Origin of the sequence: Stenotrophomonas indicatrix, from assembly GCA_041545745.1 — a bacterium.
Taxonomy (GTDB): domain Bacteria; phylum Pseudomonadota; class Gammaproteobacteria; order Xanthomonadales; family Xanthomonadaceae; genus Stenotrophomonas; species Stenotrophomonas indicatrix_A.
In genome coordinates this window covers 1973156-1995390 of record CP168152.1, presented here as the reverse complement: position 1 = coordinate 1995390, position 22235 = coordinate 1973156, and the positions used below count along the sequence as shown (strand labels likewise).

Below are 22235 nucleotides of genomic sequence, written 5' to 3'. Positions count from 1 at the left end.
TTGCCACAGGGAGTTGGACCCCACTGTCGACAATCCTGACTTGCTCGTCCATTCGGAAACACGGATGCCTCTGCTTTCCGCTGTTTGGCGGACGGGCTGTCCATCCGCGCATGTCAGAAACGTCACTTTTCGGCAAAGGGTGCGCGTTCGGTAATGGGGTCGGAGCCCTTCTGCGAAGGGATCCGACCTCGGCGGCTCTCAGCCGTCCAGCGCCTGCCGCAGTGCGGCCACGGTGGCGGTCGCGGTCTGGCTCCAGTCCGGGTCCAGCCCGCGCAGGGCCGGGTTCTGGAACTGCATGGCCGAGCGTCGCTGCCCTTTGGCCGAGGCATGCAGTTCGAGACAGCCGGTCTTCCGCGCGACGGCGGCGATATTGCCCGGGCCCAGCCCTGCGCCGGCCATGACGCTGATGCGGCCGGCCGCCTGTGCGACCAGCGCGGCCAGTACCTCGGCACCGGCCTCAGCGCTGGCTTGGCCGCCAGAGGTCAGCACCCGCTGGCAGCCCAGCCCGATCACCTGTTCCAGTGCCGCAGGCAGATCGCACACGGCATCGAACGCACGATGGAAGGTCACCTGCAGCGGGCCGGCGGCGCGCAACAGTTCGCGGCACAGCGGCAGGTCGATGCCGCCCTGCACATCCAGCGCACCGATCACCACGCCATCGCAGCCCAGCGCGCGGCACTGGGCGATGTCGCGCAGCATCAGTTCGGTTTCCAACGCGTCGTAGTGAAAATCCCCCGGACGCGGCCGCACCAGCACGAATAACGGAATCTGCAACCGCTCGCGGGCGATGGCGATGCTGGCAAACGACGGCGTGGTACCGCCTTCGGCAAGGTTGTCGAACAGCTCGATGCGATCAGCACCACCGGCCTGCGCGGCCAACGCCGAAGCCACCGAATTGCTGGCGATCTCCAGCGTCAGGCGTGCGCTCACGCCTGCGTGCTCGTATAGATCGACGGTGAGTCGCGCAGGTCGTCCTGGCGCTGCGCATCGCACACCGCGTAGACGAAGCCGCGATGCAGTGCATAGGCACCGACCTCGCCGTGCTTGTTCATCGCCAGGAAACAGACCTGCAGCGTGCGGCTCGCCTCGGGGCGCTTGCGCACCACGCGGTCGATCGCTTCGCGGCAGGCCTGTGCCGGCGAACGGCCCTGGCGCATCAGCTCGACCACCAGGAACGAGGCCGCGTTGCGGATCATTTCTTCGCCCACACCCGAGGCGGTGGCCGCGCCCACTTCGTTGTCCACGTACAGACCTGCGCCGATGATCGGGCTGTCGCCGACCCGGCCGTGCAGTTTCCAGGCCATGCCGCTGGTGGTGCAGGCACCGGCCAGGTTGCCCTTGGCGTCCAGTGCCAGCATGCCGATGGTGTCGTGGTTGTCGCTGTTGCCGGGAAGTCCGCGGCGCTCGGCATTGATCTGCGGCGCGTACTTTTCGGTCTTCAGCCACTCACGCCAGGCCGCTTCGGCCTTCGGCGTCAGCAGGTGCTGGCGCTGGAAGCCCTGCTGCACGGCAAACTGCTGGGCGCCCTCGCCCACCAGCAGCACATGCGGGCTGTTCTCCATCACCCTGCGGGCCACCGACACCGGATGCAGGATGTCGACCAGCGCAGCGACCGCGCCACAGCGGCCGTCACCATCCATGATGCTGGCGTCCAGGCTCAGCACGCCGTCGCGGTCCGGGTTGCCACAATGGCCGACGGTGGGATTGCACAGCTCGCTTTCGGCCCAGCGTGCACCGGCTTCCACCGCATCCAGCGCACTGCCGCCCTGCGCCAGTACCTTCCACGCGGCCTGGTTGGCCGGCACGCCGAAGTCCCAGGTCGAGACCACCTTGGCGCCACCGTGCGTACGTGCCTTCACCACCGGCAACGCTGCCACGCCTGCGGCCAGTGCACCGACCTGCAAAAACTGCCTGCGATCCACCATCTTCGCCTCCGTCTGCATGCTGCGCCCGCCGGCTCGATGCCGGCAGCGCCGATCAATCGTGCGCGGGGGTCCGCGCTGCGTGCCAGGCCGCTGCACCAAGCACACCCAGCTGGCCATGTTCGACCCGCCACACCGGCACCTGGCGCAGCACGTCGGTCAGCACTCCCTTGTTGAGGAAGCGCTCACGGAAACGCCCGTCGGCAAGGAAGTCCTGCACATGGGTGGAAATGCCGCCGGCCAGGTACACCGAGCGCGCGCCCACGGCGATCGCCGCGTCACCAGCCAGGCTGCCCAGCCAGGCGCAGAACACCTGCAGGGTTTCCACCGCCAGCGCGTCGTCGCCTTGCCGCGCAGCCGCGATCAGCGCTTCGGTGCTGGTCCATTGCGGAGCCACGCCACGCAGTTCGCACAGGCAGGGATACAGGTTCATCAGGCCGCTGCCGGACAGCACACGTTCGTTGTCCACATGCGACCAGCGCTGCAGCAGCTGGCCCAGCACATGCAGTTCCAGCGCATTGCCGGCGCCCAACGCAGCGTGGCCGATCTCGCTGGCCAGCACCGGGCGCTCGCCATCGGCGAAGCGCAACGCCGCGCCCAGGCCGGTGCCCGGCCCCAGCACCAGCGCCGGGAAGGTCTTGGCCGGATCGGCATCGCCATTCAGCGGCACCAGCGTGTCGGCCTGCAGGTAGGGAATGGCCAGCGCCACTGCTTCGAAATCATTGATCAGCTGCAGGTCGGGCAGGCCCGACTCGCGGCGCGTCGCCGACAGCGACACCGTCCACGGCAGATTGGCATTGATCAGGCTATCGCCGTCGAGCAGGCCGGCGATGGCGACCACCGCACTGGCCATCGGCTGGCCAAGGCTGGCGGTGAAATCGGCCAGGATCGCCGCCAGGCTGGGGTGGTCGGCACAGGCGTAGGTACGGTAGCTGCCCAGCCGCGGCGCCTGCCCCGGCACGGTCTCAGCCAGCGCCAAGCGGGCGAAGGTGCCACCGACATCGGCGACCACCAGGCTGCGGGGAACGCCGCTGCGGGTGGGTTCGGGTGGAACCGGGGACACTGCTGCAACGTTCACGCTGGCCTGCTTGGATCGATTGAATCGTCCCGATTCTCAGGCATCGGCCGGCCTTTGCCTAGCGCGGCGACACTGGCACCCGGGGTCACATGCCTTCCTGCTCGGCCACCTGGACACCATCCACCAGCACCCGCAGGCGCTGCGGACGGAACCCGGCGAACAGCAGCGGCCGGGTCCGCTCAACCAGCACTTCATGGCCGGCGATGTGGCGCTGCCACGACTGTACCAGCGAGAACGAGAAGTGCGTGCCCGGATGCAGCGGATGCTGCACCCAGACCTTCTCGCTGGCGCTCTGCAGCATCATCGCGCCGGTGAACCAGTGGCGGCTGAGGGTGACCGGCGTGGTGCCGGCCATGAAACGGATATCCATGCTGCGTCCTTTCGTAATGGAAGTGCGTGACGGAGACCCGGCCCGCGCTCAGGGCTGCGCGGTCTGCAGGCTGTAGCTGGTGCTGGCGGTGAACACCGCACCATCCGGCTGGGTGGAACGCACCTCGACCTTGTGGCTGCCCACGGCCAGATCGGTCGGCAACGCACCACGCCACAGGTGCGGCGAAGCGGTGGCTTCCGGCGAACGGTCGTAGCCGCGCAACGTGGCGGCGAGATCGTCGGCGACGTTCTCCACCATCAGCCGCGGATCAGGCTGGCTGACCTGCTTCATCGGCTGCCAGGCGCCGCCATCGACGCGGTACTCGACCACGCTGGCATCCTCGCCCATGTAGACGTTGGCATAGATACCCCACGCCGGATACGCGCCCTTGCGCAGCACCTTCGGCGCATGCAGGCCGATCTGCTCGCTGGCGGCCGCACCGGCCACCCGGTACTGCAGGCGATAGCTGCCGTTGCCGGCCACGTCCAGCAGCGCATAGCCCTTCGGCGTGCCATCGCTCATGGTGCTGTCCGGCACGCCGGCGGCATTCTTCACGCCCGACCAGAACGCACCGCAGTTGGCGCCGACGTTGTACTCGTGCAACGGCCTGGCACCCTGCCAGCCGTCAGCCTTGCCGTGGTAGACATGCTGCTGGGTGTGGCTGTGGCCACTGAGCACCAGCACGTTGCGGAAGTCCTTCAGCAGGTCGAACAGGCGCTGACGGTCGGCATGGCGGAAGGTCTCGCGACCCGGTGCCGCATCGAACAGCGGAATGTGCATGCCCAGCACCAGCAGGCGGTCCTTGTGCAGGCCCTTCAGATAGGCAGCAAGGAAAGCGAACTGATCCTCGCGCAGGCCACCAACATACCTGGGCTTGGCATTGGGGTCGTAGACCACGTCGTCGAGGAACACGAAGCTGGCGCCGCCCTCTTCCACCGCATAGGTATCGGGGCCGTAGATGTTGCGCCAGCTGTCCAGCGAATGCGCGTCATTGGCCGCGTCGAAGTCCAGATCGTGGTTGCCGGGCACGTGGAACCACGGCACGCCGAGTTCGGTGGTGACCTTGTTGATCGCCGGGTACAGGGTCAGGTCGTCGTTGACGATGTCACCGAGCGTGGTACCCAGGCGCGCCTTGGTCTGACCCACCAGCGGCGCCACGATCGACTGCTGGTAGTAGCCGATGTCCTGCAGGCTGGCGGTCTGCGAATCGGTGAACACCAGCATCTGGAAGCCGCGGCGGCTGTCATGCCGGTCGTTCTGCAGCGCGAAGTCCCAGTTGCGGGCGACGTCACTGGTGGCCGCGATGCCGCCGTACTTCAGCGCAGGGGAACCGTTCGGCCGGTAGTGCCGCCAGAACGACGGCAGGCCGTCGGCGGCCTTCGGGAAGGAATAGGCATCGGGCTTGATGACGAAGACCGTCTGGCCGTCACGCACCGGCAGGCTGTAGCTGCCGTCGGCAGCGGTCTTGACGATGGTTTCGCCATTGGACACCTGCACGCCGGCCAGACCCGGATCAGTCGCACCGCGGCCTGGCTTGCCGTCACGCTCCAGATAGACCTTGCCGCTGACCACGGTGTCCGCGGCCCAGGCCGGCGAGGTCAGCAACAGGCAGCACAGCCAGGCGGCAGGCAGTTTCATGGGGGCGGTCCGGGAAAAAGAAGACGCCATATTGTAGGTGCGGACCGTTGGTCCGCACACCTCGGTCAACGATGGCGCTTTTCCAGCACGTCGCGGGCATCTTCCAGCGACAGCCCGCGCGCGCGCAGCAGCACCAGCAGGTGGTACAGCAGGTCCGACGCCTCACCCAGCAAGGCCTCATCGTCCTGTGCCACCCCGGCCAGCGCCGTCTCCACGCCTTCCTCGCCCACCTTCTGCGCGATGCGGCGGATGCCGCCCTCGAACAGCGACGTCGTATAGCTGCCGGAAGGGCGAAGCGCCTCACGTACCGCGACCAGCTGGTCCAGGCCACCGAGGAAGTCCTTCGGCGCACCGTCGAAGCAGCTTTCGGCCCCGGTGTGGCAGGTCGGGCCTGCCGGGCGTGCCAGCACCAGCAGCGTATCGGCATCGCAATCGACGCTGATCGACTGCACCGCCAGCACATTGCCGGACTGCTCGCCCTTGGTCCAAAGACGCTGCTTGCTGCGGCTGAAGAAGGTCATGTGGCCGATGGCCAGCGTCGCTGCCAGCGACTCGGCGCTGACATAGCCCAGCATCAGCACCTGCAGGGTGTCGGCATCCTGCACCACGGCCGGCAACAGCCCATCACCCTTGCCCCATTCCAGCGTTTCCAGCGCCTGCGGCGACGGCCGCACGTCAATAGACATCTCGTACCTCGATCTGCTGCTCGCGCAGGTAGCGCTTCAAGTCGGCAATGGCGATGGCGCCACTGTGGAACACGCTGGCCGCCAACGCACCGTCAACGTCGGCCTGGTCAAAGGCCTGGGCGAAGTGCTCCATCGTACCCGCACCGCCCGATGCGATGAGGGGCACGTGGCACAGCGCACGCGCCTGGCGCAACTGCTCAACGTCATAGCCGCGGCGCACGCCATCGCTGTCCATGCAGTTCAGCACGATCTCGCCGGCACCCCGGCGCTGCGCGTCGACGATCCAGTCCAGCGTGCGCAGCGGCACCGCCAGGGTTTTGTCCGGGTCGCCGCTGAAACGGCGTACGCGCCACTGGCCGTCGTCCTCACGTACCGAGTCGACACCGACCACCACGCACTGCACGCCGAACTCTTCGGCTAGTTCGGTGATCAGTTCCGGGCGGCCCAGCGCGGGTGAGTTGATCGAAATCTTGTCCGCACCGGCGAACAGCACGCGACGCGCGGTCTCCACGCTGTCGATGCCACCGGCTACGCAGAACGGGATATCGATCAGGCGCGCGATGCGTTCGATCCAGGCCACGTCCACCGACCGTGCCTCCGGGCTGGCGCCGATGTCATAGAACACCAGCTCGTCTGCACCCTGGTCGCGATAGCGCTGCGCCAGCTCGGCGATGTCCCCCATGTCGACGTGATCGCGGAAACGCACACCCTTGACCACACGGCCATCGCGCACGTCCAGGCACGGAATGATGCGGCGGCTCAGCATGCCAGCGCCTCCGCAAGGTCCATGCGCTGTTCCAGCAGCGCTTTGCCGAGAATCGCACCACCACAACCGGCGGCCTGTGCCGCAGCCACGTCGGCCACATCGCGGATACCACCTGACGCCTGGATGGCCACGCCCGGCAGCAACGTTGCGAGGTGCTGGTACAGGCTGATGTTGGGGCCGGCCAGCATGCCGTCGCGGGCGATGTCGGTGCACAGCAGGTGGCGCATACCCGCCTGCGCGTAGCGTTCGGCCAGCGCATCCAGGGTCACCCCCGCGTTCTCGGTCCAGCCGTGTACCGGCAGCTGCCACTGCCCCTGCGCGTCCTGCCGTGCATCGAGGGCGATGGTCAGCCGCTCCGGGCCGAACTCGCCCAACCAGCCGATCACCTGCTCGGGTTCGCGCACCGCCAATGACCCGATCACCACGCGGCTGGCACCAGCATCGAGGATGCGTGCCACATCGTCACGGCCACGCACGCCGCCACCGGTCTGCACCTGCAGCGGAGTCTGCGCACGGATCGCGGCCAACAGCGGCGCCAACGTGTAGCCACCGGCACGTGCGGCATCCAGGTCGACCAGATGCATCCACTGCGCGCCCTGCACTGCGAACGCCTGCGCACGCGGCAACGGATCGTCGCCATAGTGGGTTTCCTGCGCGTAGTCGCCCTGGCGCAGCCGCACCACGCGGCCATCACGGATATCCAGCGCGGGATAGACGGTGAAACTCATGCAGCGGTGCCCTCGAGGAAATTGCGCAGCATCAGCGAACCAGTATCTCCGGACCGCTCGGGATGGAACTGGGCGCCGAAGTAGCGGCCCTGCTCGACCACGGCGGTGAACAGGCCGCCGTGATCACAGGCGGCGACGGTATGGCTGTTCAGCGGCGCGGCGTAGCTGTGTACGAAATACGCACTGGCGCGCTCGGGCACCCCCTGCAGCAGCAGCGACGGGCGCAACGGCAGCAGCCGGTTCCAGCCCATGTGCGGCACACGGATGCCACAGGCCGGCACCAGCTTGCGCACCACCCCGGGGATCAACCCAAGCGTATTCACGCCGGCCTCTTCGGAACGATCGAACAACAGCTGCATGCCCAGGCAGATGCCCATCAGCGGCACCTGCAGCTGGCGCAACGGCTCGACCAGGCCCTGCGCATGCAGGCGCTGCATGCCGGGGCCGGCCGCGCCGACGCCGGGCAGGATCACCCGTTGCGCGCCGGCCAGGCCTTCGGCATCGCGAACCAGCTTCACCGTCGCACCGAGCCGTTCCAATGCGTAGCGCACCGACCCCAGGTTGGCACCGCCGGCATCGATCAGCACGACCTCGCTCACAGCGCCCCCTTGGTGGTTGGCAACGCGGTGCCCTGCCGCGCAAGCGCCGGCCGCAACGCACGTGCCAATGCCTTGAAGCAGGCTTCGACCTTGTGGTGGTCGTTGTCGCCACACACCTGCAGGTTGAGGTTCAGGCCGCTGGCATCGCACAGCGAACGGAAGAAGTGCGGGACCAGCTCGGTCGGCATGTCGCCCACGCGCTCGCGCTTGAACTCGCCTTCGAATACGAAATACGGACGGCCGCTGAAATCCAGCGCAGCACTGGCCAGGGCTTCATCCATCGGCAGGGTGAAGCCGTAACGGCCGATGCCGCGCTTGTCGCCCAGCGCCTCGCGCAGGGCCTGGCCCAGCGCAAGTCCGGTGTCTTCGATGGTGTGGTGTTCGTCGATGTGCAGGTCGCCCTCGGCGCGGATGTCCAGGGCGAAACCGCCGTGCTTGCCGATCTGTTCCAGCATGTGGTCGAAGAACGGCAGGCCGGTGTGGATGTCCGCATCGCCGGCACGGTCCAGATCCAGTTCGACGCGGATCTTCGTCTCCTTGGTATTGCGCTGGACCACTGCCGTACGCGGTGCATCGGCCAGTGCGTGGGCGATGGCCGGCCAGTCCCACTCGCCGCCGAACTGCTCGGTGCGCAGCTGGAAGCCACGGATGTTGAGGTTGTCGGCGAACTGCAGGTCGGTGATGCGGTCGCCCACCATGCCCGAGCGCGCCCAGTCGACGCTGCGGTCCTGCAGGTAGGCCGTCATCAGGCCGATGCCCGGCTTGCGCGTCGGCGCGTTGTCGTGCGGCCAGCTGCAGTCGACCAGCACGTCACGGAAGACGATGCCCTGGCTTTCGAAGATCTGCAGCATCAGGTCGTTCGGGCCATCGAAGCTGGCGCGCGGATAGCCTTCGCTACCCAGGCCATCCTGGTTGGTGACGATCACGAACTGGTAGCCGGCATCGCGCAGCTTCAGCAGTGCCGGGATTACCTGAGGTACGAAACGCAGCTTCTCGTAGGCATCGATCTGGAAATCCGCCGGTTCCTCGATCAGGGTGCCGTCGCGGTCGATGAACAGAATGGGCGTCATGCCACGGCCCTCCGTGTGGACAGGGCGGCAAGCACGCGGTCGTTCTCCTCGGGGCTGCCGATGCTGATGCGCAGTGCATCGCCCAATAGCGGCGCAGCGCGCTGATCGCGCACCACCACGCCAGCAACGAGCAGCGCGTCGAACGCGGCCTGGGCATCGGCAAAGCGGACCAGCAGGTAGTTGCCGGACGAAGCGTATATCCGGTCGATGCCAGGCAGGCCTTGCAGGGCGTGGTACAGGCGCTGGCGCTCGGTGATGACCGTGGCTACCCGCTCAGCGGTGCGCGCAAGCGCGGCCGGCTGCAGTGCCTGCACGGCCAGCTCGGCGCACGGCGTCGGCACCGGGTACGGCGCCTGGCAGCGGCGCAACACGGCAATCAGCTCCGGCGCGGCGATCAAGGTGCCGATACGCGCGGCGGCCAGAGCGTGCGCCTTGGACAACGTGCGCAGCACCGCCAGGTTGGCGTGCGCGGCAAGCAACGTGGTCGCCGAAGCGCGCCGCGCGTACTCGACATAGGCCTCATCCACCACCACCAGCGCCTGCCCACGCAGGGCAGCAGCCACGCGTTCGATCTCCGCCAGCGGGATATCACTGCCGGCGGGATTGGACGGCGCGCACAGGAACACCAGCTTGGCGCCCTGCCCCTTCGCAGCGGCAATCACCGCATCCAGATCCGTGCGCAGGCCATCACCATCGTCGATCAACGGCACTTCAATCAACGGCGCACCCTGCAGGCGTGCGCAGACCGCGTACATGCCGAATACCGGCGGCGTCACCAGCACGCCATCGCGGCCTGGTACGCACATGGCGCGCGCCAGCAGATCGATCGCTTCGTCGCTGCCACGGCCTACCAGCAGCTGTTGCGGCTGCACGCCGTACAGCGACGCCAGCGCTTCACGCAGCGCAGCCGGTTGCGGCTCCGGGTAGCGGCGGCTGCCACCGGTGGCGTCGGCCGGATTGGCCCACGCCGATTCGTTCGCGTTCAACCATACTTCACCCTGCACAGCGCTGCTGCGCGCCGAACTGTAGCCGGCGAAGGCCTGCAGGTCCGGCCGTACCAGGGCCAGCACGCCATCGATGTCCGCGCTCATGCGGCCACCTCCATGCGCAGGGCGACGGCACGTTCGTGTGCATCCAGCCCTTCGGCGCTGGCGATGGTGCGCGCGCACCCACCGATCGCGGCCAGGCCAGCGGCGGTCGCGCTCTGTACGCTGATCAGGTTCTGGAAGCTGGCCACGCTGACGCCGCTGTAGGCGCGCGCGGCACCGGCGGTGGGCAGCACGTGGTTGGTGCCGCTGCAGTAGTCACCCAGTGCTTCCGGCGTGTAGTCGCCGAGGAACACCGATCCGGCCGCCTGCACCTGGTCCAGCCACGCGCGCGGTTCGCGCAGGGCCAGGATCAGGTGTTCGGGGGCGTAGCGGTTGCTGATCGCAAAAGCATCGGCCAGCGATTCCACCTGGATCAACTGCGATGCCGACAGCGCTTGGCGGGCGATGTCCTGCCGCGGCAGCAATGCCACCTGGCGTTCAACTTCGGCCTCGACGGCGGCCAGGATCGCCGCGTCATCGGTCAGCAGCAGTACCTGTGAATCCGGGCCGTGCTCAGCCTGCGACAGCAGATCGGCGGCTACGAATGCAGGGTTGGCACCGGCATCGGCGATCACCAGCACTTCCGAAGGACCGGCCGGCATGTCGATGGCGGCGGCACCGTCCTGTGCCACCTGCTGCTTGGCCTCGGTGACGAAACTGTTGCCGGGCCCGAACAGCTTGTCGCTCGCCGGAATGCTCCCGGTGCCGTACGCCATCGCCGCGATCGCCTGCGCACCACCCAGCTTGAACACACGTTGCACGCCGGTCAGGCGCGCGGCCACCAGCACTGCAGGATCGGCCGTACCGTCGGCACGCGGCGGCGTGCACAGCACTACCTGCGGGCAAGCGGCCAACTGCGCAGGCACGCCCAGCATCAGCGCGGTGGACGGCAACGGCGCACTGCCGGCCGGTACGTACAGGCCAACCCGGCCGATCGGCCGCAGCATGCGCTCGCAGACCACACCCGGCGCGGTTTCCACTGCATAGCCCTGGCCCATCCCCGCCTTGTGGAAGCGGGTGATGCGCTCGGCCGCCTCGACCATGGCCTGGCGCAGCGCGGCCGGCACGGCGGCTTCCGCGGCAGCGAACTCGCTGTCGGAAACTTCGAAATCCTGCAGGTCCACGCCATCGAAGCGCGCGGTGATCGCGCGCAACGCGGCATCGCCCTGTGCACGTACCTGCGCGATCAGCGCGGCCACCGCATCACGGGTCTGCTGCGCCACGGCCTGCACCGGGCGGGTCAGCGCCGCGCTGCGTGCGGCCTCATCAAGTTGCGACCAGATCAGACGATTCATGCCAGCGACCGCTCCACGCTCAATACCATCAGGCCCTGGGCGCCGGCGCGCTCCAGTTCTTCCATGCGCTGCCAGGTCAACGGACCGGGGCACATGGTCTGCAGGCGCAACGCACCGCCATCGGCAGGCAAACGCACCAACGGTTCGGCATCGGCCAGCAGTTGCGCCAGCGCGTCGACGCGGTCCTCGCTGGCGCGGAACATCAGCAGCTTGCGGTCCTGTCGCTGCACCACACCGTCCAAGCGGCGCAGCAGCATGCTGCGCAGTGCGCCGCGCGCATCATCGGGAACGCGTACCGCACCGGCCAGCACGGCTTCGCTGTCGAGCAGGTTGTGCACCGGGGTGAGCTGGTTGGCACGCAGGGTGGCGCCGCTGGAGACCAGGTCACAGATCAGGTCGGCGGTGCCCAGGCGCGGCGCGATCTCCACCGAGCCGGACAGCTCCACCACCTGCGCATCCACGCCCTGCGCGGCCAGCCACTGCTTGAGGATGGCCGGGTAGCTGGTGGCGATGCGGGTACCGGTCAGTTGTGCCGGCCCCTGCCATTGCCACTCTTCCGGCACCGCCAGCATCAACCGGCACTGACCGAAGCCCAGCCCACGCAATGCCTGGTAGGCGTCGGCCAGGCCGATCTGGCGACGCGCGGCGGCCTGTTCGTCCAGTTCGTTGCGGCCGACGATGCCCAGGTCGCAGACGCCATCGGCAATCAGGCCGGGGATGTCGTCGTCGCGCACCAGCAACAGGTCCACCGGCAACGATTCGCCATAGCAGAACAGCTTGTCGCGACTCTCGCGCCAGCTCAGGCCACAGGCGCTGAGCAGGTTGCGGGCGGGCTCGGCCAGCCGGCCACTCTTCTGGATGGCGATACGCAGCCGGTCTCGCGCCGGCGCTGCCTGGGTTGCACTCATGGGGGAGGTCTCGAAGTTCGGAACGGGCGCGGATCAGCGCGAAGCAAGGCGGTCGACGGCGGCGGCATAGCCTCGATGGCCATGCTCGAGCGTGCGTGCCACCCGTCCGGTGGTAGTCACGCTGACGCCGGTGCGCTCGTGGATCTCGCGGTACGGCACGCCCTGCTGCAGCAGCGGCACCACCTTCCAGCGGTCGGCCATGGCTTCCAGTTCGGCCGGCGTGCACAGGTCACGCAGGAACGCGACCACCTGTTCCGGCTCGCGCAGGGCAGCAAAGGCCTGGGCCAGGGCGTCCAGATCGGCTTGCGGGTCTTTGGCGGCGATGTCGGGGCGGGCTTTCACGGGCAGGACTCTTGCATCAATGTAATAGCGTGTTAGTACATTAGCGCATTCTTGCGCGGCGCGTCAAACCGAGAGGCCATGGGGTCAGATCCGTTTTCCCAGGGGAAACGGATCTGACCCCGGAACCGAGCGGCGGAAACGAAAACGCCCACCGGGCGGTGGGCGTTCGGATGCTGCGATGTACGTGACCCCGATCAGGGCGGACAGCGGACCTCCGCCTGCAGCGCGCCGCGCCGCAGGCATTCACCGAACAGGCTGCCCTGCCGGCTGGGATGGGACTGCAGGTTCTGCAGCGCTCCTGCCCGGCCCGGGCACGCACGCGCGGCCAGGGCCTGCAGATCCCGCTCCAGCTGCGCCCGGTCGATCACATGGCAGCGATCAACCACCAGCTGGTAGTGCGCCGGGCCGATCCGGGTGCTGCGCAGCGCCGGATCGCTCTGGCAGCCCGCCAGCAGGAGCAGCATCAGCGCCCCTGCGGCGGCAGGCTTCACGCCATGACCCGCGACTGCTCCAGCTCCACCTGCAGCGTGCTGGCCAGTTCGTCGCGCGAGATCTCGAACTGCTGCTCGCGCAGCAAGTCCTTCACCGCCACCACGCCGCGCGCCAGTTCGTCTTCGCCAGCCAGCACCACGAAACGGATACCCGCCTTGGCCGCGTACTGGAACTGCTTGCCGATCTTCTTCGGCTCCATCTGCACTTCGGTGTTGATGCCACCGGCGCGCAGGCGGCGGGCAATGTCCAGCGACTGCGGCATGCCCTGCTCGTCCATCAGCGCTACCAGCGCCTGCACGCTGCTGGCCTCGATGCCCTCGATCAGGCCGGCTTCGCGCAGCTGCCAGAACAGGCGCGACAGGCCGATGGAAATGCCCACACCCGGCAGCTTGGATTTGCTGTAGTGGCTGGCCAGGTCTTCATAACGGCCACCGGAACAGATCGAACCGATCTGCGGGTGGTCGGTCAGCGTGGTCTCGTACACCGTGCCGGTGTAGTAATCCAGGCCACGTGCAATGGAGAAGTTCAGGCAGTACGCGCTTTCCGGCACGCCCAGCGCCTGCACCAGCTGCAGCACTTCGCGAAGCTCGGCCACGCCGGCACGCAGGATCTCCGACGAACCGGCACCGGCTTCCAGTGCTGCCAGCTGCGCCAGCGCATCGGCATGACCCTGCGAACGCACGGCGACGAAGGCCAGGATCTTCTCGACCTGTTTGGCCGGAATACCGAAGCCCTCGCCCACCAGCGTCTCGCGCACGTAGTCAGGGCCACGCTTGTCCAGCTTGTCCACTTCGCGCAGTACCGCCAGCTGGCGCTCGCCCTCGGCCACGCCGAGGCTTTCGAAGAAGCCGCGCAGCAGCTTGCGGTTGTTCAACTGGATGCTGAAGTCACCGATGCGCAGTTCGGCAAACACCGCGTGGATGACCGCCAGCACTTCGGCGTCGTAACGCACGCTCAGGCTGTCCTTGCCGATCACGTCGATGTCGCACTGGTAGAACTCGCGGAAGCGGCCGCGCTGCGCACGCTCACCGCGGTAGACGCGCTGCATCTGGTAGCGGCGGAACGGGAAGGTCAGCTCGTGTTCGTGCTCGGCCACGTACCGCGCCAGCGGCACGGTCAGGTCGAAGCGCAGTGCCATCTCCGGCAGCGAACGGTCGCCGGATTCGGCGGCGTTGGCCAGCGCGCCGGTGGACTGCACGAAATACACCTGGCGCTCGGTCTCGCCGCCGGACTTGGTCAGCAGCACATCGGACAGCTCGAACACCGGCGTCTCCACCGGCAGGAACCCGAAGCGCTCGTAGTTGCGGCGGATGACGTCCAGCATGCGCTGGAACGCAATCTGCTCGCGCGGCAGCAGTTCAAGGGTGCCGGGCGGGGTACGGGGCTTGATCACGGGCGGAGCTCCTGCGGAATCGGGGACGTGGGAGGGGGCGACATTCTAGCGCCCCGCATCGCTCAGCCGCAGATAAGGGGTCCAACGGCCGCTTGAAGTATCATAAAGCCCTCCCCCGCCCGCGATACGCCCACGCAACATGTCCCGGCCTTCCGGCGCTCCGCCCGCCACCAACGACCCCGCCGCGCCGTCCTGCGCCACGCTGGACTGCCTGCACTGCTCGGTACGCCACCTGGCGGTGTGCTCTGCGCTGTCGCCCGATGAGGTGCAGGCGCTGGAACAGGTGACCGTGTCGCAGCAGGTGACGATGGGCAGCACCCTCGCCCGCAGCGGCGAAGAGCGCCAGCATGTCTATACATTGACCGGCGGTGCGCTGCGACTGGTGCGCACGCTTGCCGATGGCCGCCGGCAGATCAATGGCTTCGTGCTGCCTGGTGATTACCTGGGCCTGAGCGGCAGCGACCACCATCGCTACGACATCGAGGCCATCGCCGACAGCCGCGTGTGCCGCGTCGCCCTGCCGCAGATGAAGGGCCTGCGCGCCCGCTATCCGCACCTCGAGCGCAAGCTGCTGCAGCGCGCCTGCCAGGAGCTGGATGCCGCGCAGGATGCCGCCTTGGCGCTGGCACGCCTGCAACCGGCGGAAAAACTTGCTGATTTCCTGCTTCGCCTGGCCGCGCGCGAGGCCAAGCTGGGCGGAGATGGCCTGCGCGTTTCGCTGCCGATGGGCCGCGGCGACATTGCCGATCATCTGGGCCTGACCATGGAGACGGTCAGCCGTACCTTCACCAAGCTGCGCCAGCAGGGGTTGATCGCCCTGCCCCATCTGAACGTGGTTGAGATCCTCGACGAGGATGGCCTGCGCACGCTGGCCGGTGAAGTGCAGGGCTGAGCGCCCTGACGTTGCTGGGGTTGCCGGCCAGCGGCCGGCACTACCCATGACCCAGACGTCTGCCGATGCCGGCCAGCGCCCGGCAACCGCAGAGATTTCCAATCAACGCAACAACACCTCGCGCAACCCTGCGTAATCAGCCGCCAACGGCTCGGCATGCGCTGGACGCTGCAGCAGCGCGTCCAATGCCGGCGGCACCGCCACGGCTTCGCCGATCAACGGTTCCACCACCGCCTCGAACTTGGCCGGGTGCGCGGTAGCAACCACCGCCCAGTCGCCCTTGGCGCCACCCACGCGCAGATCCTGCAGCACCTTCACCGCCGTGGCCGTGTGTGGGCAGAACAGTTCACCGTCGCTGGCATGGGCGCTGGCGATGGTCGCGCGAATGGTCACGTCATCCACTGCGAAGGCGCGGAACGCTGCGCGCAATTCGGCATCGTCGCCCTGGTACAGCCAGCGCAGCCGCTCGAAATTGCTGGGCGCGCCGACATCCATGGCGTTGGCCACGGTCGCAATGCTGGCCGCCGGCCGGTACTGATCTCCACCGAAGTAGCGTGGCAGCACCGCATTGGCATTGGTCGCCAGCACGATCTGCCCGATCGGCACGCCCAGCGCGCGTACCAACACCGCCGCCATCGCGTTGCCGAGATTTCCGGTGGGCACCACCAGGTTCAAGCGCCGTTGATGCTGCGCGTGATGGGTCAGCGCCGCATGCGCGTAATAGCTCATCTGCGGCAGCAGCCGACCCAGGCTGATGCTGTTGGCTGAGCTCAGCGGCACCTGCGCCTGCAGATCACGGTCGGCCAGCGCCTGCTTCACCATCGCCTGGCAATCATCGAACGAACCGGCCACCCGCAGCGCCTGGATGTTGTCGCCGAAGCAGCCGAGCTGATGCGCCTGTCGCGGCGACACCCGCCCATCGGGATACAGCACCACCACGCGTACACCGGGCTGCCGATGGAAGGCCGCCGCCACCGCCGCACCAGTGTCACCGGAAGTGGCCACGACGATGGTCAGATCGCGGCCCTTGCCGGCCTGCAGCCGCGACAGCACACCGGCGAGGAAGCGCGCGCCGATGTCCTTGAACGCCGCTGTCGGCCCATGGAACAGCTCCAGCACGTAGTCATTGCTGTTGCGCAGCGCGCGCAATGGCACGAGGAAATCGAAGGCCTCACGGCAGATCGATGGCAAGGCATCGGCCAGCGCATCCCCGTCGAAGAAAGGCGCCAGCAGGTCAGCGGCGGTGTCGGCCAGGGTCGCACCGGCCTGCAGCGTGCGCGGCGCCGGCAGCGCCTGCGGAACGTACAGCCCGCCATCGGGCGCGAGACCGGCGGCGATGGCCGCACTGAGTCCAACAGCCGGCGACTGGCCACGGGTCGAAACGAATTGCATGGGATCGATATCCGGTAGGGAGGAAAAGTTCAGCACAGGCGGGCTCCGGGTGCATCCAACGGCGAGATCCAGGCATCACTGTTGAAGCCGGCAGCGGCGAAGGCCGCACGCACCGGCTGCGCTGCCGCGCGCGCCTGGTCTGCATCTTCGAACCAGGCAAATACACTGGGCCCGGCGCCGGAAATGCCTGCGCCCATCGCGCCTGCAGCCAGTGCGGCATCACGCGCCGCACCGAAGCCAACGATCAGGCCCGCCCGCCGCGGTTCGACCAGCACGTCACGCAGGCCGGCGCGCACCAGCGATGCATCGCTGCGATGGCATCCACTCAATACCAGCGCCAGGTTGGCGCTCTGCGCAACGAATTCGCCCAATGCATAGCTGCCCTGCAGCGCCTGCCGCGCACGCCGGGTTTCCAGCACCGCATGTGGATGTACCAGCAGGCTGTGCCAGCTGGCCGGCACCGGAACCGGCACCAGACGATCGGCCGTGCACAACGCCACACCTCCCAACAGCAGCGGGCCGACGTTGTCGCCATGGCGGCCACCGCTGGCCACCGCTTCGCCATCCACTGCGAACGGATACAGCGCCTCACGCGACAGCGGTACGTCCAACAGTGCATTGGCCGCCACCAGTGCGGCCACGCAGGAGGCCGCCGATCCGCCCATGCCGGAGCCGAAGGGAATGCCCTTGTCGATCTCGATGGCGAAGCCGAAGCCCAGCCCCAGCGCCGCCCGCAGCGCGATCAGCGCCGCGCCAGCGGTGTTGCCGGCGGCTTCCAGCGGCAGCTCCACCGCACTGCCGCGGATGGCGTCGATGCGCACCCGTGGTTCGTCGATGCGGCGCACGCTCACCGTATCGCCGATACCGGCGATGGCGTGGCCCAGGATGTCGAAGCCCACGGCCACGTTGGCCACCGACGCGGGCGCGAAGGCGCGTGCGATCACAAGCGCGCCCCTTCGCCGGCCGCCACCCGCAGCAGATCAGCGAACACACCGGCAGCGGTGACTTCCGGGCCCGCACCCGGGCCCTGCACCACCAGCGGGTTGTCGCAGTAGCGGCGCGTACGGAACTGCACCACGTTGTCGGTCAACCGCAGGTTGGCGAACGCGTGGTCGGCCGGCAGCTCCTGCAGGCCAACCGAGGCACCGTCCGGCCCCAGCCGCGCGACGTAGCGCAACACTGCACCACGCTCACGGGCCTCGTGCAACCGCGCCAGCAGCGCCTCATCGGATGCGCCCAGGCGGGCCATGAAGTCATCCACGCTTCCCTCGCGCAACGGCGCTGGCACCAGGCTCTCGACCTGCACCTGCTCCAGGCTCAGCGCGTGTCCGGCCTCGCGGGCGAGGATCACCAGCTTTCGCGCGACATCCACACCGGACAGGTCATCGCGCGGATCCGGCTCGGTGTAGCCCATCGAACGCGCCTGCGCGACCAACGCCGAAAACGGCTGGCTGCCATCAAAACGATTGAACAGCCAGGCCAGCGTGCCGGAGAAAATACCTTCGATCGCCAGCACTTCGTCACCGGTATCCACCAGGTCACGCAGCGTGGTGATCACCGGCAGGCCAGCACCCACCGTGGCCTCGTAGCGGAAGCGCGCGCCACTGGCGGCGGCCGCCGCGCGGATGCGCTGGTAGCGTGCGAGCGGCCCGGCACCGGCCTGCTTGTTCGGGGTCACTACATGGATGCCTGCCGCCAGCCAGCCTTCATAGCGCTCGGCAACCTCGGCGCTGCCACTGCAGTCGATCACCACCGCATGCGGCAGATGTGCGGCCAGCAGGTGTTCGGTGAAGTGGTCCAGATCGCTGGCCTGGCCGGCGTCCTGCAACGCCTGGCGCCAGTCTTCATGCAGCCCATCGGCCTCCAGGCGCATGCGCGAGCGTGACGCAAGCGCGCGCAGGCGCAGATCGATGTTGGCCTTGGCCAGCAGCTGCGGGCGCGCTGCCAGCAACTGGTCCAGCAGCGCGGCGCCGACATTGCCCGGACCGATCACACCCACCGCGAACGTCTGTGGCGACAGCCAGAACCCCGCATGCGCGGCACGCAGCGCACGGGTGGCATCGGCGCTTGCCACCGCCACCGAGATGTTGCGCTCGGACGACCCCTGCGCAATCGCCAGGATGTTCACCTGCGCGCGACCCAGCGATTCGAACAGCCGTGCAGCCACGCCAGGCTGGCCCGCCATGCCATCGCCGACGGCGGCCAGTACGCTGACCCCCTCGCTGACCTGCACGCGCTGCACCTGGCCGGCAGCCAGCTCGTGCGAGAACGCCTGCACCACGGCATCGCGACCACGCGCCGCTTCACCTGCACGGACAACGCAGCAGATCGAATGTTCGGAAGATCCCTGCGAGATCATCACTACCGAGACCAGCGCCTGACGCAGCGCGGCGAACACGCGTTCGGCGGTACCCGGCACGCCGATCAGACCGGTGCCTTCCAGATTCAGCAGGGCCAGATCCTCACTCAGCGTCAGCCCCTTTACCGGACCACGTGGCGAGCGCTCGGCACTGATGCGGGTACCCGGATGGCCGGGGTGGAACGTATTGCGGATGAAGATCGGCAGACCCAGCCGGATTGCCGGGGACATGGTCTGCGGATGCACCACCTTGGCCCCGAAGTACGCCAGTTCGCAGGCCTCGTCGTAGCTCAGCGCGTGCAGCTGCACAGCCTCCGGCACCAGCCGCGGGTCGGCCGACAGCACGCCGTCGACGTCGGTCCAGATATGCAACTCATCGGCATTGAACAGCGCGGCGAAGATCGCACCGGAATAGTCGCTGCCGTTGCGGCCCAGCGTGGTGACGCGATCCTGGCGGTCACGGGCGACGAACCCGGTAGCGACCACGCGCAGCTGCGGGTGCTGCAGCCGCCACGCGGCAAGGCGGCCAGCACTGGCATCCCAGTCGACATCCACGCCCAGTTCGCCGTGGCCGACCACCAGCACATCGCGTGCATCCAGCACCGCGCAGTCCTCACCCAGCGCGCGCAAATGGGTGCCGAGCAACTGCGCGGAGAACACTTCGCCCAGGCCCTGCACTCGGTCGAGCACTTCGCGCGGCAGTTCACCGATCACCGCCAGAGCAGCCAGCACCTCGGCCAGCTGATCGAAGCGCGCGTCGATCCAGTCCACGGTGTCGCCCACCTGCTCACCCAACAGCGCTACCGCGGCACCGCGATGGCGCGCGCGCAGTGCATGCCAGGCTTCCTGCCAGCCGGCATCGCCCTGGGCTGCCAGGTGCGCCAGTTCGATCAGCGCATCGGTAACGCCCTTCATGGCCGAGACCACACTGACCTGCAACGACTCGGGGCGGGCCAGCAGCAGGCCGGCAACATGGCGATAGCGCTCTGCGTCGGCCACCGAGGTACCGCCGAACTTGTGCACGACAGTGGACGGCGCGGCCAGCGCGGACGCAGCGGGGGAATGGGCGGGAACGGTGGAAGACATGCAGACCTCGGTTGGAGGCCCCGTCGCATGCAGGTGGTCGAGTTTCCCCGTCACCTGGATGGTGCGGGGCCGTTGTTTTCGGGAGTTACACGAAGACGACGGGCCGCACCAGGGCAGTGGTGGCGGTGGTGGTGGTAATGGTGGTGGTGATGGCGACCGGCGCAGTCGAACGGCCCGCGGCAGCGGGGGCGATCAGGCAGGCGTTGGCGGCATCAAGGACCATGGCGTACAGAAAACACCGCCGCGATGGCCGCTGTCAAGTGTTGCGGCGCAATATTTCTTTGCGGCGATCATCGGCCAACGTGCCGGCATTTGGTTGCAATTGAGACAAAACGGTGATCGTCGGCTTCAATGCGTCGATTCAGCCGACATGTTCGGTGATCGCGCGGGGCGTGCGGTGTGCATGCGCGCACAACAGCACGCCGCCGACCAGCAGCACGATCGCCAGCAGTTCCAGCAGGCTTGGCCAACGTCGCTGCCAGGCGAAGGCATAGAGAAGCGCGAACAGGGTTTCGAACACGATCATCTGCCCGGTCAGGGTCAGCGGCAGCAGGCGACTGGCGCGGTTCCAGAACGCGTTGCCGAGGATCGAAGCAACCACCGCAACGCCCGCGCTGATGGCCCAGAACCCACTCCATTGCGCGGCCGTATGAGTCCCGGCGTGTCCGATGAACGCCATCGGCACCAGCAGCAATGACAAGCCGCCGGTAGTGACGCCGGTCAGCAGCGACCAGTCATGGCTGGAAAGATCAGGCCGTCGCGCCAACCAGCGGCTGTTGCCGATGGAGTACAGCGCCCACGAAAACAACGCACCGAACGCGCACAGCAGACCGATCAGGCGTTGCCGCCAGGGCGTGCCCAGGTGTTCGGACATCAGCGCTTCCCAGCCGACCATCGCCACCCCGGCCACGCACAACCCCAGCGCCGGCAGCAGTTGCTTCAACGGCACCGCGCCCTGCTCGCGCACGCCCACCAAGGTGACCACGACCGGAATCAGGCCGACAATCAACGAAGCAGCGGCGCCACCGGCCCACTGCACCGCCGTGGCCAACAGCAGGAAGTACACCAGGTTGCCGGCCAGGCTCAGCCACAACAGGCCGATCCATTCGGCACGGCCGAGCTGCGGCGCCAAGCGCTTCCAGCGCGGCAGCAGCAGAACCACGGCGATCAGGCCATAGACCAGATAGCGGCCAGCGGAAAGCTGCAGGGCATTGAAGGTGTTCAACACGGCGGGCGCGAGGAAGACCACGCCCCACAGCGCACCGGCGGCGATGCCATTGGCGATGCCCAGAGCAATCGGGTTGTTGCGCATTGCAGGTTCACGGCGAGAGCGGGCCGCGCAGTGTAAGCGGCCGTTGCCGGCCGGTCTTGACCGAGGCTACTGCCGGTTCGCCTGCGTAACGTCGGGCGTCCCGCGCCGCCATGCTGCCGGCGTCTGCCCGCATTCGCGGCGCAGCGCACGGGTCAGTGCACTCTGTTCGGAATAGCCTGCGGCCAGTGCGATGTCACTGATTGAAGCCGGGCTGACCCGCAACTGGTGCTTGGCCCAGCGCAGGCGGCTGGCACTGAGCCAAGCCTGCGGGCTTAACCCGAACTCGCGCCGGAACACCGCATGCAGACGGCTTTCGCTGATGCCGACGAAGACGGCCATGCGCGCGACCGACCACCCCTGCCCCGGCATCGCCTCGACGGCAGCGCACAGGCCTTGCAGGCGCGCACCACTACCCGCAGGCGCGAACATCCGCAGCAGTTCCGGCAGCAGCGCTGGCACAGGCCGACCCGTCTGCACCTGGGCAAGCCGCTGCCGCAGCGACAGCGGGAAATGCAGCCAGCGTTGCCGGCACAGGTGCTCCTGGGTCGCGTCATCAAGCACACCCGGTCCGCAGTCGACAATCACGAAACCGTTAGGGCCATCGGCCATCTGGTCGTGCGCCTCGCCGGCAGCCACGAAGGCGCCCTGCAACAGGTCAAGACGCCCACCCCTGCCCTCCATCTCGAACTGCAGCTCACCCTGCAGGGGCAATACCCACTGCGCGTAGTCGTGGCGATCCAGGCCGGTGGCCTGACCGTAGTGCCGTAGATGGAAGATCGCGCCCATTCAAGGAGTGTGCGCGCGCCGCTGCCGGCCCGC

At 67.9% G+C, this 22235-nt stretch carries 23 protein-coding genes; 1 reads left to right on the top strand and 22 read right to left on the bottom strand.

The window, feature by feature from the left end; genetic code table 11:
* Positions 1-198: 198 nt before the first annotated feature.
* The 16 genes from ACEF39_RS09285 to hisS form a co-directional block, all read right to left on the bottom strand.
* Positions 199-930: a copper homeostasis protein CutC gene (locus ACEF39_RS09285; protein WP_500287735.1), complete on the bottom strand. Its 732-nt coding sequence runs from the start codon at positions 928-930 to the stop codon at positions 199-201.
* The gene (locus tag ACEF39_RS09280; RefSeq protein WP_500287734.1) at positions 927-1925 is read right to left on the bottom strand and encodes a glycosylasparaginase; all 999 of its coding nucleotides are present in this window, start codon (positions 1923-1925) and stop codon (positions 927-929) included. Before ACEF39_RS09280 ends, ACEF39_RS09285 begins: the two co-directional genes overlap by 4 nt.
* A 52-nt stretch (positions 1926-1977) precedes the next feature.
* Positions 1978-3000 (bottom strand): glucokinase, encoded by a 1023-nt coding sequence (locus tag ACEF39_RS09275; protein WP_500287733.1) that lies wholly within the window; start codon positions 2998-3000, stop codon positions 1978-1980.
* An 85-nt stretch (positions 3001-3085) separates the two neighbouring features.
* A complete protein-coding gene (locus ACEF39_RS09270; RefSeq protein ID WP_025874818.1) occupies positions 3086-3370 on the bottom strand; it encodes a hypothetical protein in 285 nt (94 codons plus the stop codon).
* A 48-nt stretch (positions 3371-3418) separates the two neighbouring features.
* A complete protein-coding gene (locus ACEF39_RS09265; RefSeq protein WP_500287732.1) occupies positions 3419-5008 on the bottom strand; it encodes a calcineurin-like phosphoesterase C-terminal domain-containing protein in 1590 nt (529 codons plus the stop codon).
* Between the two features lie 65 nt (positions 5009-5073).
* Positions 5074-5694: a bifunctional phosphoribosyl-AMP cyclohydrolase/phosphoribosyl-ATP diphosphatase HisIE gene (hisIE, locus tag ACEF39_RS09260; protein ID WP_500287731.1), complete on the bottom strand. Its 621-nt coding sequence runs from the start codon at positions 5692-5694 to the stop codon at positions 5074-5076.
* The gene (gene hisF, locus ACEF39_RS09255) at positions 5684-6460 is read right to left on the bottom strand and encodes an imidazole glycerol phosphate synthase subunit HisF (RefSeq protein ID WP_500287730.1); all 777 of its coding nucleotides are present in this window, start codon (positions 6458-6460) and stop codon (positions 5684-5686) included. Before hisF ends, hisIE begins: the two co-directional genes overlap by 11 nt.
* Complete coding sequence (gene hisA, locus ACEF39_RS09250) at positions 6454-7188, bottom strand: 1-(5-phosphoribosyl)-5-[(5-phosphoribosylamino)methylideneamino]imidazole-4-carboxamide isomerase (RefSeq protein WP_500287729.1); 735 nt, start codon at positions 7186-7188, stop codon at positions 6454-6456. Before hisA ends, hisF begins: the two co-directional genes overlap by 7 nt.
* Positions 7185-7787: an imidazole glycerol phosphate synthase subunit HisH gene (gene hisH / locus ACEF39_RS09245; RefSeq protein ID WP_500287728.1), complete on the bottom strand. Its 603-nt coding sequence runs from the start codon at positions 7785-7787 to the stop codon at positions 7185-7187. Before hisH ends, hisA begins: the two co-directional genes overlap by 4 nt.
* Positions 7784-8857 carry a bifunctional histidinol-phosphatase/imidazoleglycerol-phosphate dehydratase HisB gene (gene hisB / locus ACEF39_RS09240; RefSeq protein ID WP_500287727.1) on the bottom strand — a complete coding sequence of 358 codons (1074 nt, stop codon included), beginning with the start codon at positions 8855-8857 and terminating at the stop codon, positions 7784-7786. The genes hisH and hisB overlap by 4 nt, the downstream gene beginning before the upstream one ends.
* The gene (hisC, locus tag ACEF39_RS09235; protein ID WP_500287726.1) at positions 8854-9948 is read right to left on the bottom strand and encodes a histidinol-phosphate transaminase; all 1095 of its coding nucleotides are present in this window, start codon (positions 9946-9948) and stop codon (positions 8854-8856) included. Before hisC ends, hisB begins: the two co-directional genes overlap by 4 nt.
* A complete protein-coding gene (hisD, locus tag ACEF39_RS09230) occupies positions 9945-11240 on the bottom strand; it encodes a histidinol dehydrogenase (protein WP_500287725.1) in 1296 nt (431 codons plus the stop codon). Before hisD ends, hisC begins: the two co-directional genes overlap by 4 nt.
* The gene (gene hisG / locus ACEF39_RS09225) at positions 11237-12148 is read right to left on the bottom strand and encodes an ATP phosphoribosyltransferase (RefSeq protein WP_500287724.1); all 912 of its coding nucleotides are present in this window, start codon (positions 12146-12148) and stop codon (positions 11237-11239) included. Before hisG ends, hisD begins: the two co-directional genes overlap by 4 nt.
* Before the next feature lie 33 nt (positions 12149-12181).
* On the bottom strand, positions 12182-12490 hold the full coding sequence (locus tag ACEF39_RS09220) for a YerC/YecD family TrpR-related protein (RefSeq protein ID WP_025874839.1): 309 nt from the start codon (positions 12488-12490) through the stop codon (positions 12182-12184).
* Between the two features lie 194 nt (positions 12491-12684).
* Positions 12685-12954: a hypothetical protein gene (locus tag ACEF39_RS09215; protein WP_500287723.1), complete on the bottom strand. Its 270-nt coding sequence runs from the start codon at positions 12952-12954 to the stop codon at positions 12685-12687.
* Between the two features lie 23 nt (positions 12955-12977).
* Positions 12978-14375 (bottom strand): histidine--tRNA ligase, encoded by a 1398-nt coding sequence (gene hisS / locus ACEF39_RS09210; RefSeq protein ID WP_500287722.1) that lies wholly within the window; start codon positions 14373-14375, stop codon positions 12978-12980.
* A gap of 139 nt (positions 14376-14514) precedes the next feature.
* On the opposite strand from hisS, the gene ACEF39_RS09205 reads away from it, so the two are divergent.
* Positions 14515-15267, top strand: coding sequence for a Crp/Fnr family transcriptional regulator (locus ACEF39_RS09205; protein WP_500287721.1), 753 nt, complete (start codon positions 14515-14517; stop codon positions 15265-15267).
* A gap of 102 nt (positions 15268-15369) precedes the next feature.
* On the opposite strand, the gene thrC is transcribed toward ACEF39_RS09205, so the two are convergent.
* The 6 genes from thrC to ACEF39_RS09175 form a co-directional block, all read right to left on the bottom strand.
* The gene (gene thrC, locus ACEF39_RS09200) at positions 15370-16659 is read right to left on the bottom strand and encodes a threonine synthase (protein WP_500287720.1); all 1290 of its coding nucleotides are present in this window, start codon (positions 16657-16659) and stop codon (positions 15370-15372) included.
* 29 nt (positions 16660-16688) lie between these two features.
* Entirely contained in the window at positions 16689-17603 is a 915-nt protein-coding gene (locus tag ACEF39_RS09195; protein ID WP_500287719.1) for a homoserine kinase, read from the bottom strand.
* On the bottom strand, positions 17600-20104 hold the full coding sequence (gene thrA / locus ACEF39_RS09190; RefSeq protein WP_500287718.1) for a bifunctional aspartate kinase/homoserine dehydrogenase I: 2505 nt from the start codon (positions 20102-20104) through the stop codon (positions 17600-17602). The genes ACEF39_RS09195 and thrA overlap by 4 nt, the downstream gene beginning before the upstream one ends.
* A gap of 85 nt (positions 20105-20189) precedes the next feature.
* Entirely contained in the window at positions 20190-20327 is a 138-nt protein-coding gene (locus ACEF39_RS09185; protein ID WP_500287717.1) for a hypothetical protein, read from the bottom strand.
* 138 nt (positions 20328-20465) lie between these two features.
* Positions 20466-21416, bottom strand: a complete 951-nt coding sequence (locus ACEF39_RS09180; protein WP_500287716.1) for a DMT family transporter — start codon at positions 21414-21416, stop codon at positions 20466-20468.
* A 66-nt stretch (positions 21417-21482) separates the two neighbouring features.
* Positions 21483-22202 (bottom strand): helix-turn-helix domain-containing protein, encoded by a 720-nt coding sequence (locus ACEF39_RS09175; RefSeq protein ID WP_500287715.1) that lies wholly within the window; start codon positions 22200-22202, stop codon positions 21483-21485.
* Positions 22203-22235: the final 33 nt, after the last annotated feature.